Below are 14,311 nucleotides of genomic sequence, written 5' to 3' on the forward strand. Positions count from 1 at the left end.
AAGCGGAGGTGTAAACAAACTTTTTCATAATAGTAGGATTTTGGTATTGTTATTTCGTATTGACAAGACAAACATACGACATAGAACACATGTGAACGACAAAATGCATATATATTTAACAATAAATTAACAAATAGAATGATCAAGCGGGGTTATAGATGATCATAAATCGCGCTAAAATAGTTTTATAACTATCATGATATCAGTATTATAATTACTAAATAAACAGTTAAACGAGTTGATGAATGTATTTCTTTGACGAAAATGCATTTTGTCGGTGAAAGTTCGTCTTGTCGGTAAATGACACAGAAGTTGAAGAAAACTTCTTACTGGTCTATAAAAAGAGATTTTAATTCTGGTGTTGGGATCATACAACTGTCTTTTTTGCCGAACCACTTATAGCGGTAATTGGCAATAAAGTCATACACTCCATTACGAATAAACTTAGGAAATATCATAAAGCCATATAGTGCGGGATAGCCCCCTTTGAGGTATTTTGAAATTCGTAGCGCCGCAGATGATTTTACATAGACTTTTCCTACATCGATCAATATGATCGAATCGGTTTCCTTAGGACTAATGTGGTATTTATCCAGTAAAAAAACGCCGATATCACTTTGTAAAGCCGCGTATCGAAATACCTTGTTTTTATCCCTACGTATGATAAAAGTTACAGCACTATTACAAAGATTACAAACTCCGTCAAATAGTATGATCTTTTTATCTTTTGGATATTCCATTTGCAAATTATCCTTTTTTTCGTTCCACTAACTCTAATAAATCTAAGCTTACATTTGTGGTAAAGATACCATAATTCACGGTAGCCTTTCCTTTCTCTATGTCGTCAATACTACCTACTGCCTTACCGTCAAACATGCGAACTTTGTCCCCAAGCTCTAAAACAGGTTTTGGTTTAGCCGCTTCTTTTGTCTCTTCCGTTTTTTTTGCCGCTTTTTTCTTTACTCTTATTTTCTCAATCTTTTGCTTAGCTTCATTTGCGACCTGCTTTTTATGGGCGTCTTCTTTCTTTTTTTCTTTTACATTTTGTTTTTTACGTTTCGCATTTTCTACTTGTACGATTTTAAAAAGCTCATCCATAAGCGGTCGCTTCTTCTTGTTTTGAGCATAACGATCACTAAGTGTATCCAACTTTTGTCCTAAGTAAATTAAACGCTGGTTGGTATCATACAACTCTTGATAGTTTTCTAGCTTACGCTGAATTTTAGCATTAGTCTCATCAAATTGATCCACCTTCTTTTCTAATTCCTGTTCCTTCTTTTGAATCGAAGAAACCTTTTTTGTAAGCTTGCTGCGTTCCTTTTGAAGGTTAGCAATACTTTTATCAAACCGAATTTTTCCGCGTTCTACCTTCTTTTTTGCTCTGTTTATAAGCGAATAAGGGATGCCGTTTTTTTGAGCGACTTCAAACGTGAACGAACTTCCGGCTTCACCGTAATGAAGTTTGAATAAAGGCTGAAGTGTTTTAGCATCAAACATCATATTGGCATTTACGATCTCTGGCGTGCTTGCTGCCATTGCTTTTAGATTTGCGTAATGCGTTGTAATCACTCCAAAGGATTCGCGCTCATGAAACACTTCTAAAAAAACTTCGGCCAGCGCACCACCTAATTCAGGATCTGTTCCTGTTCCAAATTCATCAATCAGAAATAAGGTATTTTCATTGCACTTCCGCAGGAAGTAATTCATGTTTTTCAATCGATAACTATAAGTGCTCAATTGATTTTCAATACTTTGGTTATCACCAATATCTGTGAGAATGAGCTCAAAAAGTGACATACGCGTGTATTCGTGCACGGGTAACAGGATCCCACTTTGCAGCATGATTTGCAACAAGCCTATGGTTTTTAACGTTATACTTTTACCACCTGCATTGGGTCCTGAAATGACGATGATTCGACCTTCCTGTGATAATCGTATATCCTGGGGATAGGTTTTTTCGTCTTTAGCTTTGTTGTTGAGCAAAAGCAATGGATGATACGCATCCTTAAGTTCCAGTTCTTTTTCTTCTACTATTTTAGGGAGTACCCCATCGTATTGTTGGGCATACTTGGTCTTGGCCGCGATCATATCAATATCACTAAGAAGCTGTTGGTATTCCACCAGTAGCTCTCTGTACGGCCGAATGGTTTCAGTCAGCATAAAGAGAATACGTTTGATTTCTTCGCTTTCTTCAAATAATAAATTATTTAATTCACGATAGGACTGGGCTGTAGTTTCTGGCTGAATGTAAACAATACTACCTGTTTTAGAACTACCCATGATGGACCCCTTTACTTTTCTCCTGTGCATGGAGCTTACCGCAAGCACGCGTACATTATCAACAACACTTTCTCTAATTTCATCCAGATATCCATAACCATTATAGGTGGTGAGCGCTTTACCAAAACTACTGTTGATTTTTCCTTTAACTCGATTGATGGATCTTCGGGTTTGTTCTAAAAGTGGAGAAGCGTCATCCTTGATCTCACCAAAATGGTCAATGACTCTATCTACGGCTTCTGTAATTTCTTTAGAAAACACAACTTTTTGTACGGTTCGATGAAGGGTAGGATATAATTCGTGTTGTTTTTTAAAGAAGGATAGGTGATCATTTACGGTTACTTGAAGTGCGCCTATGCGTCTTATTCCACCTACCTCTAACTGGCTGTCTTCTATATTGAGCAATTTGATTTCGTGGGATACGTCATCAAAACCATGATTAGGAATGCGCTTATCCTGCATAAAAGAATCTGTATATTCTTTAGTTTGACGTAATCCAAATTTAACTGCGTTAGCAGAGGTGTAGGGAGTAAAATTTAACGCCTTTTCTTTTCCTAATGCTGTGGTGCAAAATTCACTTATTTGGGCTAGTACGGTGGGATATTCTAAATCGGTAAGTGTTTTCGAATGAATTTTAATCATAGTTTGAGTCCTGTGGACGGATGCAGACGTTAATTGTGTTACAAAACAACAAACTATCCTGCCGGGCTTCTTTATTTTTGATACAAATTTAACGATAAAATACCTATGAATGTTCAGATCGATGAATCCTGGAAAGAATATCTTCAACCCGAATTTGAAAAGCCGTATTTCGAATCTTTAGTTCAATTTATAAAACAGGAATATCAACAGTTCAAGTGCTTTCCTAAAGGGAGTCAGATCTTTAATGCTTTTAATCACTGCTCTTTTGACGAGACCAAAGTTGTTATTTTAGGTCAGGACCCTTATCATGGTGCCGGTCAGGCAAATGGGTTATGTTTTTCAGTAAATGATGGGATTGCTATTCCTCCATCTTTAGATAATATTTTTAAGGAATTGACAAATGATATTAAAATTGATTATCCGTCAAGCGGAAACTTATCGTCATGGGCAGATCAAGGCGTACTTCTTTTAAATGCTACCTTGACAGTAAGAGCACATCAAGCCGGATCACATCAAGGTAAAGGATGGGAATTGTTCACAGATAAAGTAATAGAAATGATTTCTATAGAAAAGGAACATGTAGTTTTTATGTTGTGGGGAGGGTATGCTAAAAAGAAAGGAGCGGTAATAAACCCTGAAAAACATCTTGTCTTAACTTCGGGTCATCCTTCGCCATTAAGTGCAAATAGAGGATACTGGTTTGGAAATGCTCATTTTTCTAAAGCGAATGAATACTTAGTTGCACACGATAAAAAGCCTGTAGCGTGGTAAGCTATGCTGCTTGAGAATCCTCTTCTTCCTTTACTAGTCTTGGTTTGTAATACGCCTTTTCATTTGTAGAAACTTCTTCATCACAATCATTGCAACTATATGTAAACAAAAGTAAGTTTATAACAAGCAGGATTCCTATAATAATAAATACGATGGTCATGTACTTTGATTGGTTCCTTTATAGTATTGATGCAAAAAATACCTTAAGGTTGCCTCAATTTAACACTTATTTTTGAAACAGGCAGTTTTTTCTCAATTAAGTTGAGCGAATATAACTTTTCCTGGACCTCATTTATGGCAGAATCATCTAATTGGGTTTGGCTCCATTCGGTAAGTGAAAGCCACTCCCTAATGTCTTCTAATTTTTGATTATAGCGAAAAGCCAGCATTCTATCAATCGCAGGGATTTGTTTAAACTCCCGGGTTGTGGCATTGAGAATAGTTAACAGTGCTTTTAATTTTGTAGATCTTTGTTGGATAAGCTTATCACTCGCTAAGATCACAAAACAAGGCCAAGGTGTAGGGCAATCTGCAATTCGTCTAAATACGCCTTCATCGACCATCGGTTTAGTAGTAAAGTGCTCCCACATAAAATACTGCGCCTCATCTGCGGGTAATGCTTTGATAGCTCCCTCAAGATTGCGAACTACTTTAAACGAAAGCTTGGAAGTGTCCCAACCTTGATTTTCTGCATTTACATACGCTAAAAGATGTGAGCCTGATCCATACCGGCTAATGGCAGCAGTTGTATTCTGTAAGTCATTTAACGTTTGATATATGGAGTCATTCGCCACATGAATCCCCCAAATAAGGGGACTTGCAATGTAGGATTGAACGATTTTAGCAGGATTACCCTCTACTATATCTTTTACAGCACCTTCGGTTAAGGTAATAGCGATATCAATTTCGTCATTTCTTAATGCCTTACACATAGCTCCGGTGCCACCCGGAAAATCCCTCCAGGATACCTCAATTCCTTCCGTATTGAAATCACCAAGTTCCATACATAAATGCCAGGGAAGATTAAAATGTTCCGGAACTCCGCCTACGCGAAAATGTGTCAACTCATTACTCAAAAGGAAGAAGCAATTAAGGTTAAGGTTTTTTGAATCAAAAGATCTACGGTTTCAAGAGGTGTTTGGCTAAAGCTTCCGTTTGAACGATTGGCTAAGATGGCATTAAGTGAAATAGCTTTATGTCCTAAAAGCTTGGACATGGCATAAATACCGCTGGTTTCCATTTCTAAATTGGTTATTTGCTTACCATGGTGGTCAAAAAAGCTAAGTTTAGACATTAGATCTTTTTCTCTTAGCCGAAGCCGTAAAACTCTTCCCTGCGGCCCATAAAATCCTACATTGGTAGCTGTGATGCCTTTGATAAATGTATCATCTTTCATAAAAACCGAAGCCAATTCCTGGTCTGCATCAATCACATAGGGGCTGGCAAAGTCTGCTGGTAAATCTAAATGACTGAGTAAAGCCTCATGAAAGGAATCTCCAGCGGGTTCAGCTTTATCGTAATAGTGGTAAAGTGCATCAAACCCTATAGCCTTACCTGAAAGGATAAATGAATCAATGGCAATTGAAGGTTGTACGGCACCGCTAGTGCCAATACGTATGATCTTAAGTGAGGTAAGTTCTTTTTTGATTTTTTTTGTGTTGAAATCAATATTGACCAAAGCATCAAGTTCATTAAAAACGATATCAATGTTATCGGTTCCAATACCGGTAGAAATTACAGTAATACGTTTGCTGTTGTAGGTTCCTGTTTGTGTTTTAAATTCTCTGTTATGAACCGTGAATTCAATTTCTTCAAAGTATTTAGTAACCTCGCTCACGCGCTCTGGATCACCTACAGTAATTATGATAGGAGCAATTTGTTCTGGACGCAAATGCAAATGATAAATACTATCATCCTCATTTAGAATAAATTCTGAAGGGGCTAAAGCATTCATAAATTACCCTCCTACACGTTTAGTAATGAATCCTTTATGTTGCAATATTGATATAATTTTATCTCTGTAATCTCCCTGAACAATAATTTGATCATTTTTAAATGATCCGCCTACACCAAGCTCAGTTTTTAGTTCTTTAGCCAAAGCCTTAAAATCATGGGTAGCGCCGGTGTAGCCCTCTATGATCGTAATAGGTTTACCCTTGCGTTTTTCATATTTACAGATAAGAGGCTCATCTTGAATCCACAATCCATCTTGAGATGTGTTGGTAGTATCTGTTTCGGGCTCACTCACCTGATCAGGAAATAAATTTTTGAGTTGATCTTGTAAATCCACTGGAGTTGTATTTAAATTTTTGGGAGTATGATTTAGCTCCCTTATTTTTTAAGCAGGCCTATTTCCACCAAGCGTTGATGTAAAAACTCTCCAGCTGTGATATCAGCATAATGTTTAGGGTGATCTTCATCAATACATTCTTCCAGGCAATTCAATTTCATATCGCTTCTGGGGTGCATAAAAAACGGAATTGAGTATCTGGGCTTATCCCAATCGTCTCTTGGTGGGTTGACTACACGATGTATGGTAGAGCGTAATTTATTGTTGGTATGTCGTTCTAGCATATCACCCACATTAATCACAAGTTCATCTTCTTGCGGGATAGCGTCAATCCATTGGCCATCTTTTCTCAATACTTGCAATCCGCCTGAAGATGCGCCCATGAGCAGAGTGATTAGGTTAATATCTCCATGCGCACCTGCACGAACTGCACCATCTGGTTCGCTGGTAATAGGAGGGTAATGGATTGGACGCAAGATGCTGTTTCCATTTTTTGCCCATGGGTCAAAATAAAATTCATTCAATCCAATGTATAACGCCAGGGCTCTTAACACATATATACCTGTTTTCTCCAGCATGCGATAAGCTTCCATGCCGATTTTATTGAAGTCATCTAGTTCAGTGACCTTGACATTTTTAGGATATTCTTCAATCAAATTTGCATCGGCTTCAGGCTCTTGTCCAAAATGCCAAAATTCTTTTAAATCTGCTTTCTTACTATCTTTAGCGTGTTCTTTTCCGAAAGAAATATATCCGCGTTGTCCACCTCCATCTTCAATTTCATATTTCTTTTTTGTCTCAATCGGTAGAGCAAAAAAGTCTTTCACCTCCCGGTACAAATCTTCAACCAGATCATCGGTAAGAAAATGATTTTTTAGAGATACAAAACCTATATCTTCATAGGCACTCCCTATTTCCTGCACGAACTTTTCCTTTCGCTTAGGATCGTTCGATAAGAAATCGGCTAAATCTACACTTGGGATATTATTCATAAACGTAGGATATCATTAGTGGAACACAAAGGTAAGCATTTAGACAAATTGTATAAAAGTTTAGCGAATGCGATTTTGTCGATCTTGAGAAAGTGTTACTTTTGATTACAATGATTTCAACAAAACAAAAAACCAAACTTCTTTTTAACCGCAATAAACTATCAAAAACAAAATTGCTAGAATTGTATCAGGCAATGTTGCTCCCGCGTTTGATTGAAGAAAAGATGTTGATCCTACTTAGACAGGGTAAAATATCCAAATGGTTTAGCGGGATAGGGCAAGAGGCGATCTCTGTAGGAGTGACTATGGCGTTAGAGAATGATGAGTATATTCTCCCCATGCACCGTAATTTAGGAGTATTCACCACACGTGGGATTCCTTTATACAGACTATTTTCCCAATGGCAGGGCAAAGCAAATGGATTTACTAAAGGACGTGACCGTAGTTTTCATTTTGGGACTCAGGAGTATCGCATTGTAGGAATGATTTCACATTTAGGACCTCAATTAGGTGTGGCAGATGGGATTGCATTGGCACATAAATTAAGAGAGGAGCAAAAAGTAACGGCAGTATTCACTGGAGAAGGCGGAACCAGCGAAGGAGATTTTCATGAAGCCTTGAATGTAGCATCAGTCTGGGATTTGCCGGTATTGTTTTGTATTGAAAATAATGGTTACGGATTATCAACGCCTACTCGGGAACAATATAGGTGCGAAAATTTAGCCGATAGGGGGAAAGGATATGGCATGGAGTCTCACGTGATTTTTGGTAATAATATAGTCGAAGTATTTACTAAAGTCTCAAGAATTGTCAAAAGCATGCGGAAAAATCCGCGACCGGTGTTGATCGAGTTTAAAACTTTTAGAATGCGTGGTCATGAAGAGGCCAGCGGAACGAAATATGTACCCGAAACACTGATGAACGAATGGGCAGAAAAAGATCCGGTACACAATTTTAGAGAGTTTCTTTTAAATCAGGAAATCCTAACCGAAGCCTTAGACGAGAAATTCACGACAGAATTTAAGTCCAGCATCGATCATCATCTTCTTAAAGCGAATACTGAAGATCACATAACATCAAATCAAAGCATAGAATTAAATGATGTATTTAAATCGTTTGATAATAAGGAGGTTGATCATGGAATTGAAAAAACAGAAATACGTCTTGTCGATGCAATTTCAAACGGACTAAAACAATCCATGCAACACCATCATAATCTTATTTTGATGGGACAAGATATTGCAGATTACGGCGGAGTCTTTAAAATTACTGAAGGCTTTGTGAAACTCTTTGGAAAGCATCGCGTGCGCAATACACCTATTTGTGAATCAGCAATTGTGGCGGCAGCAATGGGATTGTCCATCAATGGAATGAAGGCTGTGGTAGAAATGCAGTTTGGGGATTTTGTAAGTTCAGGCTTTAATCCTATCGTGAATTACTTGGCTAAAGTTCATTACCGGTGGAACCAACCCGCAGATGTCGTGATACGAATGCCATGTGGTGCTGGAGTAGGTGCCGGTCCATTTCACAGCCAGACTAATGAGGCATGGTTTACTAAAACTCCGGGACTAAAAGTTGTCTACCCTGCATTTCCGTATGATGCTAAAGGTTTACTGGCGACGGCGATTAACGACCCCAATCCGGTTCTCTTTTTTGAACACAAGGCCTTATATCGCAGCATTCGGCAGGAGGTACCCACAGATTACTACACCTTACCGCTGGGGAAAGCTGCTAAGCTAAAAGAAGGAAATGGGCTATCTATTATCACATACGGCGCCGGAGTTCATTGGGCAATAGAAGAAACTGAAGAACAAAGTTTGGATGCAGATGTGATAGATCTGCGTACATTGTACCCATTAGACCGGGAGGCGATCTTTGCTTCGGTTAAGAAAACGGGAAGAGTACTTGTGCTTCAGGAGGATTCAATGTTTGGCGGGATAGCTTCAGATATTGCTGCACTTATCGCAGAGCACTGTTTTGAATTTTTAGATGCACCTGTAAAGCGTGTGGCGAGTATAGAGACACCTATTCCATTTGCTGCTAATCTTGAAGAAGATTACCTTCCGCGAAAGCGATTAAAATATGCAATTCAAGAACTCTTAGCGTATTAATTCTCCAGATTAACCAAAGAATAACTCGTGTAAGTATCTGCCCGGAGCAAGGGTAAAACCTCCTGCAATTACAATAGCTCCTACATACAACAGGATCATTGAACGTTGGTGAGCTTTAATATTTCCTTTTTTAAGTGACCAAATCGTTTGAGGAACAGCTTGTATGGTGATGACGCTAAAGAGATGGATCCAACCAAAATGAGATAAAAATTGTGGTCCAACCTGCGCGGGTATAAACAGCGTTATAATAGCCGTAAAAAACATCAGGCTTAGATAAATTTTACCTAATAATCGATGAATACCTGCACCCTTTTTAGATATTAATAAAAGATAGGCACCTAAGAAAATACAAGGTATCACAGTGATTAGATGCGTATACATCAAAAAATTATAGAGACTCATTAACGTTAGATTAAAGACGGTTAAAGTTAACGCTTCTTAACAAAATGCCGTTAATTTGTTGTAAAGTATGCTATTCTTAGGTCAATTTATAACATATTCGTAATACAGGAAAGACTCCTGTTTAGGCGTTTTAAATTATTTTAAGGGAATGATTTGAGCGCCGGTTAAACTAACTTAATATTTTAAATTGATTACGTATGAAACGATTAATAGCAAGCGCCTTAGTTGCCCTTATGCTGGTAAGTTGTGGATCTTCTAAAATTGTTCGGCAAGCAACCCGTACTTTCAAGGGAGACTGGAATTTGACAACTATTACTTACCCCGGGAGTTATGGGACATTTGATGTGACATTACTAGGTGAAGCTTCTGCTGAATGCTTTGAAGGAAGCAGTTGGAAATTTGTTCCTAACAACGATACAGGGACATATACCATTAATGACGTAGCATGTTCCCAGGAAACAGGTTTTTTCAAATGGTTTGTAGATGAGGTAGACGCTTCTACCGGAAACTACGATTTTTTACTTAAGCCTACCGACGAACGTTACAAATCTGATGATACAAACACGGGCTATCGTATTAGCTTAATGACTCTTACCGAAAATGACATGGTATGGGAACAGACCGTTTCCTTAGATGGGAAACCATTCAAGATCAGATGGAATTTTATTAAATCAATCCAACAATAGAAACAATGAAAAAAATATATATCACATTACTGTCGGCAACCTTGATTTTAGGAAGCTGTGATTCAGTTAGAAATGCAAATAATACTCAAAAAGGTGGAGCAATAGGAGCTACCGGTGGAGCCGTTATCGGCGGAGTGATTGGAAATAATGTAGGAGATGGTGACAACTCTGTACTCGGTGCCATTATTGGCGGAGTAGTGGGAGGAGCTGCCGGTGCGTACATTGGTAATCGAATGGACAAAGAAGCTAAACGAATTGAAAACGAAATTCCTGGTGCTGAAGTAGAGCGCGTAGGTGAAGGGATTAGTATTGTATTTGATGAGAAAAGCGGAATTTATTTCGACACAAACAAATCAAATATTAATGCAGAATCTGCGCAAACGCTGGATAAACTGGTTGATATTTTTAAAGAATATGAGAAAACCAAAATCATAATTGACGGACACACCGATAATGTAGGTGCAGAGGAGTACAATTTGACGCTATCAAAAAAACGCGCCACTTCTGTTACAGATTATCTTAGAAGTCATGGAATAGATGCCGGACGATTAACGACAGATTGGCATGGTGAAAGCCAGCCGAAATACGATAATAGTACGCCTGAAGGTCGTTCTAAAAACAGACGTGTTGAAATAGGTATCGTCGCCAATGAAGAGCTTATTCAAGAAGCTGAACAAAAAACAAACTAGGTAGAACATTTTTCGGGGAGTATCCCTCCCCGAATTTTTTTAGATAATGACCCCCAATCTAAATATGTTCATGTTATGCAAAATTTTACGCAAATCAATATTGTTGGAGGAGGCCTTGCCGGGCTTACCGCTGCAATTCATCTGGCCAAAAATAAGGCCAACGTAACTGTATTTGAAAAACAACAGTATCCCTTTCATAGAGTTTGTGGTGAATACGTCTCTAATGAAGTATTACCTTACCTGGACAGCCTGGGAGTAGATGTGATCGCGCTTAATGCACAACCGATTTATGAGCTCAAGGTATCTTCAGAAAGTGGTAATACAATGACATCTAAACTGCCTATGGGTGGCTTTGGGTTGAGTCGATATGCCTTTGACAATGCGCTTTATGAGCATGCCAAGAAATTAGGAGTAAAGTTTGTCCATGAAGAAGTAACTATGGTGCATCACAACGATGCTGGATTTACCATAAAAACCAAACAAGGAGGCACCTATTCCTCTTTATTTGCGATTGGATCGTATGGAAAGCGATCTATCTTAGATAAAACCCTTAACCGAGACTTAACGAAAGACAAGTCTTCTTGGATTGGAGTAAAAGCACATTATACACATCCTGATTTTCCTGATCACCAGGTAGGATTACATAATTTTAGTGGCGGCTACTGCGGTCTTTCAAAAACCGAAACAGGTGCAATTAATGCCTGCTATCTGGTTTCTTACGAAAGTTTTAAGCAACACAAGAATGTAGAAGAATTTGAAAAAAAGGTGATGATGAAGAATCCACACCTTAAAAAATTCTTTGGGGAAGCAGAGATGATCTTTAAATCTCCTAAGACCATTGCACAAATATCTTTTGAAGAAAAATCGCCGGTTGAACATGATATGTTGATGTGTGGTGACGCTGCACGGCTTATTCATCCATTGGTAGGAAACGGGATGGCAATGGCTATACATAGCGCTAAAATAGCGTCAGAGTTGATTTTAGAAAGTCTTGCCTGCGACTACCACAAATCCAACCTCACGAATAACATTTATATGTTTAAGTGGAATAAAGCTTTTCGCAGGAGATTACAAACCAGTAGATTTTTACAAAAAGTATTGTTGTCAAAAACCCTGTCAGGTTTTGCAATTAACGGAATGACTAAAATTCCGGGAGCATTTTCAAAGTTAGTCCAATTAACACACGGTAAACCCATTCTTACATGATGTTAACGACCCGTAGTACGCAACGGGAACTCATGGATGATCTTAGTCTTGAGAAAGATCATCTACGCAATGTGCTTAACGATATCAGCACCGCGAATAAACTGTTAAATGGGGATCAGGCTACGTTACAAGCTGTCCTCAAATACATAGATGAAAACCCTAAACCTTCGTATAGGTTTATGGACGTAGGTTGCGGGAATGGTGATATGCTCATTAAGTTGCATAGTGCCTTGGAAGAACGGGAGATTAATGCCGAATATATAGGGATAGATTTAAATCCAACCTCTATTGAAATTGCCCGTGAAGAGACTTTGCTCTATCCTAAGATTAATTTTTTACAACAAGATATTTTCACCTTGGATGCAAAACGATTTGAGTGTGACGTATTGCTGTGCACACTAACCTTACATCACTTTGCATCGCATGAAATCCCCAGGTTTTTAGAAACGTTTAGGGTACTAGCAACTGATCTGGTTATTGTGAATGATTTACAGCGTAACAAAGTGGCGTACCAGCTATTTAAACTGTTTAGCGCAGTGTTCATGAAAACTAAAATTGCCAAGCAGGACGGATTAACCTCTATCGCCAGCGGATTTACCGAAACCGAACTGCATGAACTGGCAGAAAAAGCAAATATCCCAACGTCTCAATATAGCATCGAATCTAAGTGGGCTTTTCGCTATCTTTGGTCAATAAATGCCCACAGATGAACATACGCGTTGTTAACGTCACTACCCAAACTCCTTCATATTCAAAAAAAACCGCAGACATCATCCCTTTTGTAGAGGAATGGCTGAGTGATCAACCAGAGCGTTTTCAGCGTAAAGTGGTCAAAATCTTTGAGGGTGCCGGGATTGATGAACGTTTTTCCATCATGCACCCGGAAGAAGTTTTTACCGCGACTTCCTTTCAGCAAAAAAATGATATTTATGCACGTGAAGTAAAAACACTTGGTTCGCAGGTGTTACAAAATGCATTACAAGATGTCTCCTGGGAGGCAGGCACGATAGATTTTATCATTACGGTAAGTTGTACGGGGATTATGATTCCGTCTTTAGACGCCTATCTGATCAATGAATTACAGCTAAAGCAAGATATTGTCCGCCTTCCGGTAACAGAAATGGGTTGTGTAGCCGGGATTTCGGCAATGATCTATGCTATGAATTTTTTAAAGGCCCATCCGGGGAAGAGAGCTGCAATTGTAGCTGTAGAAAGTCCAACAGCGACTCTGCAACTCAATGACTTTAGTATGGCTAATATGGTAAGTGCAGCTATTTTTGGCGATGGTGCAGCCTGTGTTTTGATGAGTTCAGAAGAGCAGGATAAAGGACCAAAAGCAGTAGCTTCTTCTATGTATCATTTTTATAACGCTACTCAAATGATGGGCTTTAATTTAGTAGATACCGGCTTGCAGATGGTATTGGACACGGAAGTTCCACAAACGATCTCAGATCATTTTCCGGCTATTGTACATCCTTTTTTGGAAGAAAATAACAGCAGTATCCAACGCATTGATCATCTTATTTTTCACCCCGGGGGTAAGAAGATCGTACAAACCGTAGAAGAACTTTTTGGCGCATTGGGTAAAAATATAGAGGACACAAAAGAAGTTTTACGCACCTATGGTAACATGAGCAGCGCCACGGTATTATTTGTGCTAAAGCGATTTTTAGAAAAAGAAATCAAGACAGGAGAGCAGGGACTAATGCTTAGTTTTGGTCCGGGGTTTACCGCACAACGTATTTTATTAGAATGGTAGTTTTGGAGGATTTGGTCAAAAATTTACCTTACGGACCAGAGTTTACCTTTGTAAACCGCATCAAACAAGTATCTCTGGATCATATTGTGGGCGAATTTCGCTTTCGCGGAAGCTTATCCTTTTACCAACATCACTTTAAGGATCACCCGGTGACTCCCGGTGTGATCTTAACTGAATGCTGTGCACAGGTTGGTTTAGTTTGTTTTGGAAGTTATTTACTCCGTGAAGATGATCCCGAAGGATCGGGAGATGCTGAAAATGCAACAATTAAGAAGCAATCCTCCATCGCTTTTACATCTAGCAGTATGGAGTTTTTAGAAGCCGTTTACCCCGAAGAAGTTGTTACCGTTACCGCCAAAAAAATCTATTTTAGATTTAACAAACTCAAAGTCCGCGTAGTAATGACGAATTCTGTCGGCAAAAAAGTCTGCTCAGGCACTTTAGCTGGGATGTTGACATAACGTCTTTTAAATCTCAACATGG

15 protein-coding genes are annotated in these 14,311 nt (G+C 38.7%); 8 read left to right on the forward strand and 7 right to left on the reverse strand.

Annotation, left to right across the window (positions count from 1 at the left end; genetic code table 11):
* Nucleotides 1-326: 326 nt before the first annotated feature.
* Both ABD000_RS04155 and ABD000_RS04160 read right to left on the reverse strand, forming a co-directional pair.
* Nucleotides 327-740, reverse strand: coding sequence for a thiol-disulfide oxidoreductase DCC family protein (locus tag ABD000_RS04155; protein ID WP_343764237.1), 414 nt, complete (start codon nucleotides 738-740; stop codon nucleotides 327-329).
* Between the two features lie 7 nt (nucleotides 741-747).
* On the reverse strand, nucleotides 748-2,922 hold the full coding sequence (locus ABD000_RS04160; protein ID WP_343764240.1) for an endonuclease MutS2: 2,175 nt from the start codon (nucleotides 2,920-2,922) through the stop codon (nucleotides 748-750).
* A gap of 105 nt (nucleotides 2,923-3,027) precedes the next feature.
* Here ABD000_RS04160 and ABD000_RS04165 point away from each other — a divergent pair, with 105 nt between their 5' ends.
* Complete coding sequence (locus ABD000_RS04165) at nucleotides 3,028-3,693, forward strand: uracil-DNA glycosylase (protein ID WP_343764243.1); 666 nt, start codon at nucleotides 3,028-3,030, stop codon at nucleotides 3,691-3,693.
* Between the two features lie 203 nt (nucleotides 3,694-3,896).
* Here ABD000_RS04165 and ABD000_RS04170 read toward each other — a convergent pair whose 3' ends face one another.
* Genes ABD000_RS04170 through ABD000_RS04185 form a run of 4 tightly spaced genes read right to left on the reverse strand, consistent with a single transcriptional unit; the run spans nucleotide 3,897 to nucleotide 6,975 of the window.
* On the reverse strand, nucleotides 3,897-4,769 hold the full coding sequence (locus tag ABD000_RS04170) for a substrate-binding domain-containing protein (RefSeq protein WP_343764248.1): 873 nt from the start codon (nucleotides 4,767-4,769) through the stop codon (nucleotides 3,897-3,899).
* Nucleotides 4,766-5,647 (reverse strand): nucleoside phosphorylase, encoded by an 882-nt coding sequence (locus tag ABD000_RS04175; protein ID WP_343764254.1) that lies wholly within the window; start codon nucleotides 5,645-5,647, stop codon nucleotides 4,766-4,768. Before ABD000_RS04175 ends, ABD000_RS04170 begins: the two co-directional genes overlap by 4 nt.
* Before the next feature lie 3 nt (nucleotides 5,648-5,650).
* On the reverse strand, nucleotides 5,651-5,983 hold the full coding sequence (locus ABD000_RS04180) for a translation initiation factor (RefSeq protein ID WP_343764256.1): 333 nt from the start codon (nucleotides 5,981-5,983) through the stop codon (nucleotides 5,651-5,653).
* Between the two features lie 41 nt (nucleotides 5,984-6,024).
* Nucleotides 6,025-6,975 (reverse strand): isopenicillin N synthase family dioxygenase, encoded by a 951-nt coding sequence (locus ABD000_RS04185; protein WP_343764258.1) that lies wholly within the window; start codon nucleotides 6,973-6,975, stop codon nucleotides 6,025-6,027.
* A gap of 110 nt (nucleotides 6,976-7,085) precedes the next feature.
* Here ABD000_RS04185 and ABD000_RS04190 point away from each other — a divergent pair, with 110 nt between their 5' ends.
* Nucleotides 7,086-9,086, forward strand: coding sequence for an alpha-ketoacid dehydrogenase subunit alpha/beta (locus ABD000_RS04190; RefSeq protein WP_343764261.1), 2,001 nt, complete (start codon nucleotides 7,086-7,088; stop codon nucleotides 9,084-9,086).
* A gap of 9 nt (nucleotides 9,087-9,095) precedes the next feature.
* On the opposite strand, the gene ABD000_RS04195 is transcribed toward ABD000_RS04190, so the two are convergent.
* Entirely contained in the window at nucleotides 9,096-9,488 is a 393-nt protein-coding gene (locus ABD000_RS04195; protein ID WP_343764264.1) for a DUF2306 domain-containing protein, read from the reverse strand.
* Nucleotides 9,489-9,685: 197 nt separating this feature from the next.
* On the opposite strand from ABD000_RS04195, the gene ABD000_RS04200 reads away from it, so the two are divergent.
* The 6 genes from ABD000_RS04200 to ABD000_RS04225 all read left to right on the forward strand — a co-directional run bounded on the left by ABD000_RS04200 (nucleotide 9,686) and on the right by ABD000_RS04225 (nucleotide 14,289).
* On the forward strand, nucleotides 9,686-10,174 hold the full coding sequence (locus ABD000_RS04200; RefSeq protein ID WP_343764267.1) for a lipocalin family protein: 489 nt from the start codon (nucleotides 9,686-9,688) through the stop codon (nucleotides 10,172-10,174).
* Between the two features lie 5 nt (nucleotides 10,175-10,179).
* Nucleotides 10,180-10,863 (forward strand): YiaD family glycine zipper/OmpA-like lipoprotein, encoded by a 684-nt coding sequence (locus ABD000_RS04205; RefSeq protein WP_343764270.1) that lies wholly within the window; start codon nucleotides 10,180-10,182, stop codon nucleotides 10,861-10,863.
* Nucleotides 10,864-10,938: 75 nt separating this feature from the next.
* On the forward strand, nucleotides 10,939-12,069 hold the full coding sequence (locus ABD000_RS04210) for an NAD(P)/FAD-dependent oxidoreductase (RefSeq protein WP_343764272.1): 1,131 nt from the start codon (nucleotides 10,939-10,941) through the stop codon (nucleotides 12,067-12,069).
* Complete coding sequence (locus ABD000_RS04215; RefSeq protein WP_343764275.1) at nucleotides 12,066-12,779, forward strand: methyltransferase domain-containing protein; 714 nt, start codon at nucleotides 12,066-12,068, stop codon at nucleotides 12,777-12,779. Before ABD000_RS04210 ends, ABD000_RS04215 begins: the two co-directional genes overlap by 4 nt.
* The gene (locus ABD000_RS04220) at nucleotides 12,776-13,828 is read left to right on the forward strand and encodes a type III polyketide synthase (RefSeq protein ID WP_343764278.1); all 1,053 of its coding nucleotides are present in this window, start codon (nucleotides 12,776-12,778) and stop codon (nucleotides 13,826-13,828) included. The genes ABD000_RS04215 and ABD000_RS04220 overlap by 4 nt, the downstream gene beginning before the upstream one ends.
* Nucleotides 13,822-14,289, forward strand: coding sequence for a 3-hydroxyacyl-ACP dehydratase FabZ family protein (locus tag ABD000_RS04225; RefSeq protein WP_343764282.1), 468 nt, complete (start codon nucleotides 13,822-13,824; stop codon nucleotides 14,287-14,289). Before ABD000_RS04220 ends, ABD000_RS04225 begins: the two co-directional genes overlap by 7 nt.
* Nucleotides 14,290-14,311: the final 22 nt, after the last annotated feature.

Origin of the sequence: Gangjinia marincola, from assembly GCF_039523415.1 — a bacterium.
In the GTDB taxonomy this organism is placed as follows: domain Bacteria; phylum Bacteroidota; class Bacteroidia; order Flavobacteriales; family Flavobacteriaceae; genus Gangjinia; species Gangjinia marincola.

Bases quoted from the DNA above. Each gene is read 5' to 3' on its own strand.
- ABD000_RS04185 (WP_343764258.1), bottom strand. From the start codon at position 6,975: ATGAATAATATCCCAAGTGTAGATTTAGCCGATTTCTTATCGAACGAT.
- ABD000_RS04165 (WP_343764243.1), top strand. From the start codon at position 3,028: ATGAATGTTCAGATCGATGAATCCTGGAAAGAATATCTTCAACCCGAA.
- ABD000_RS04190 (WP_343764261.1), top strand. From the start codon at position 7,086: ATGATTTCAACAAAACAAAAAACCAAACTTCTTTTTAACCGCAATAAA.
- ABD000_RS04155 (WP_343764237.1), bottom strand. From the start codon at position 740: ATGGAATATCCAAAAGATAAAAAGATCATACTATTTGACGGAGTTTGT.
- ABD000_RS04175 (WP_343764254.1), bottom strand. From the start codon at position 5,647: ATGAATGCTTTAGCCCCTTCAGAATTTATTCTAAATGAGGATGATAGT.
- ABD000_RS04205 (WP_343764270.1), top strand. From the start codon at position 10,180: ATGAAAAAAATATATATCACATTACTGTCGGCAACCTTGATTTTAGGA.
- ABD000_RS04210 (WP_343764272.1), top strand. From the start codon at position 10,939: ATGCAAAATTTTACGCAAATCAATATTGTTGGAGGAGGCCTTGCCGGG.
- ABD000_RS04225 (WP_343764282.1), top strand. From the start codon at position 13,822: ATGGTAGTTTTGGAGGATTTGGTCAAAAATTTACCTTACGGACCAGAG.
- ABD000_RS04220 (WP_343764278.1), top strand. From the start codon at position 12,776: ATGAACATACGCGTTGTTAACGTCACTACCCAAACTCCTTCATATTCA.
- ABD000_RS04195 (WP_343764264.1), bottom strand. From the start codon at position 9,488: ATGAGTCTCTATAATTTTTTGATGTATACGCATCTAATCACTGTGATA.
- ABD000_RS04160 (WP_343764240.1), bottom strand. From the start codon at position 2,922: ATGATTAAAATTCATTCGAAAACACTTACCGATTTAGAATATCCCACC.
- ABD000_RS04200 (WP_343764267.1), top strand. From the start codon at position 9,686: ATGAAACGATTAATAGCAAGCGCCTTAGTTGCCCTTATGCTGGTAAGT.
- ABD000_RS04215 (WP_343764275.1), top strand. From the start codon at position 12,066: ATGATGTTAACGACCCGTAGTACGCAACGGGAACTCATGGATGATCTT.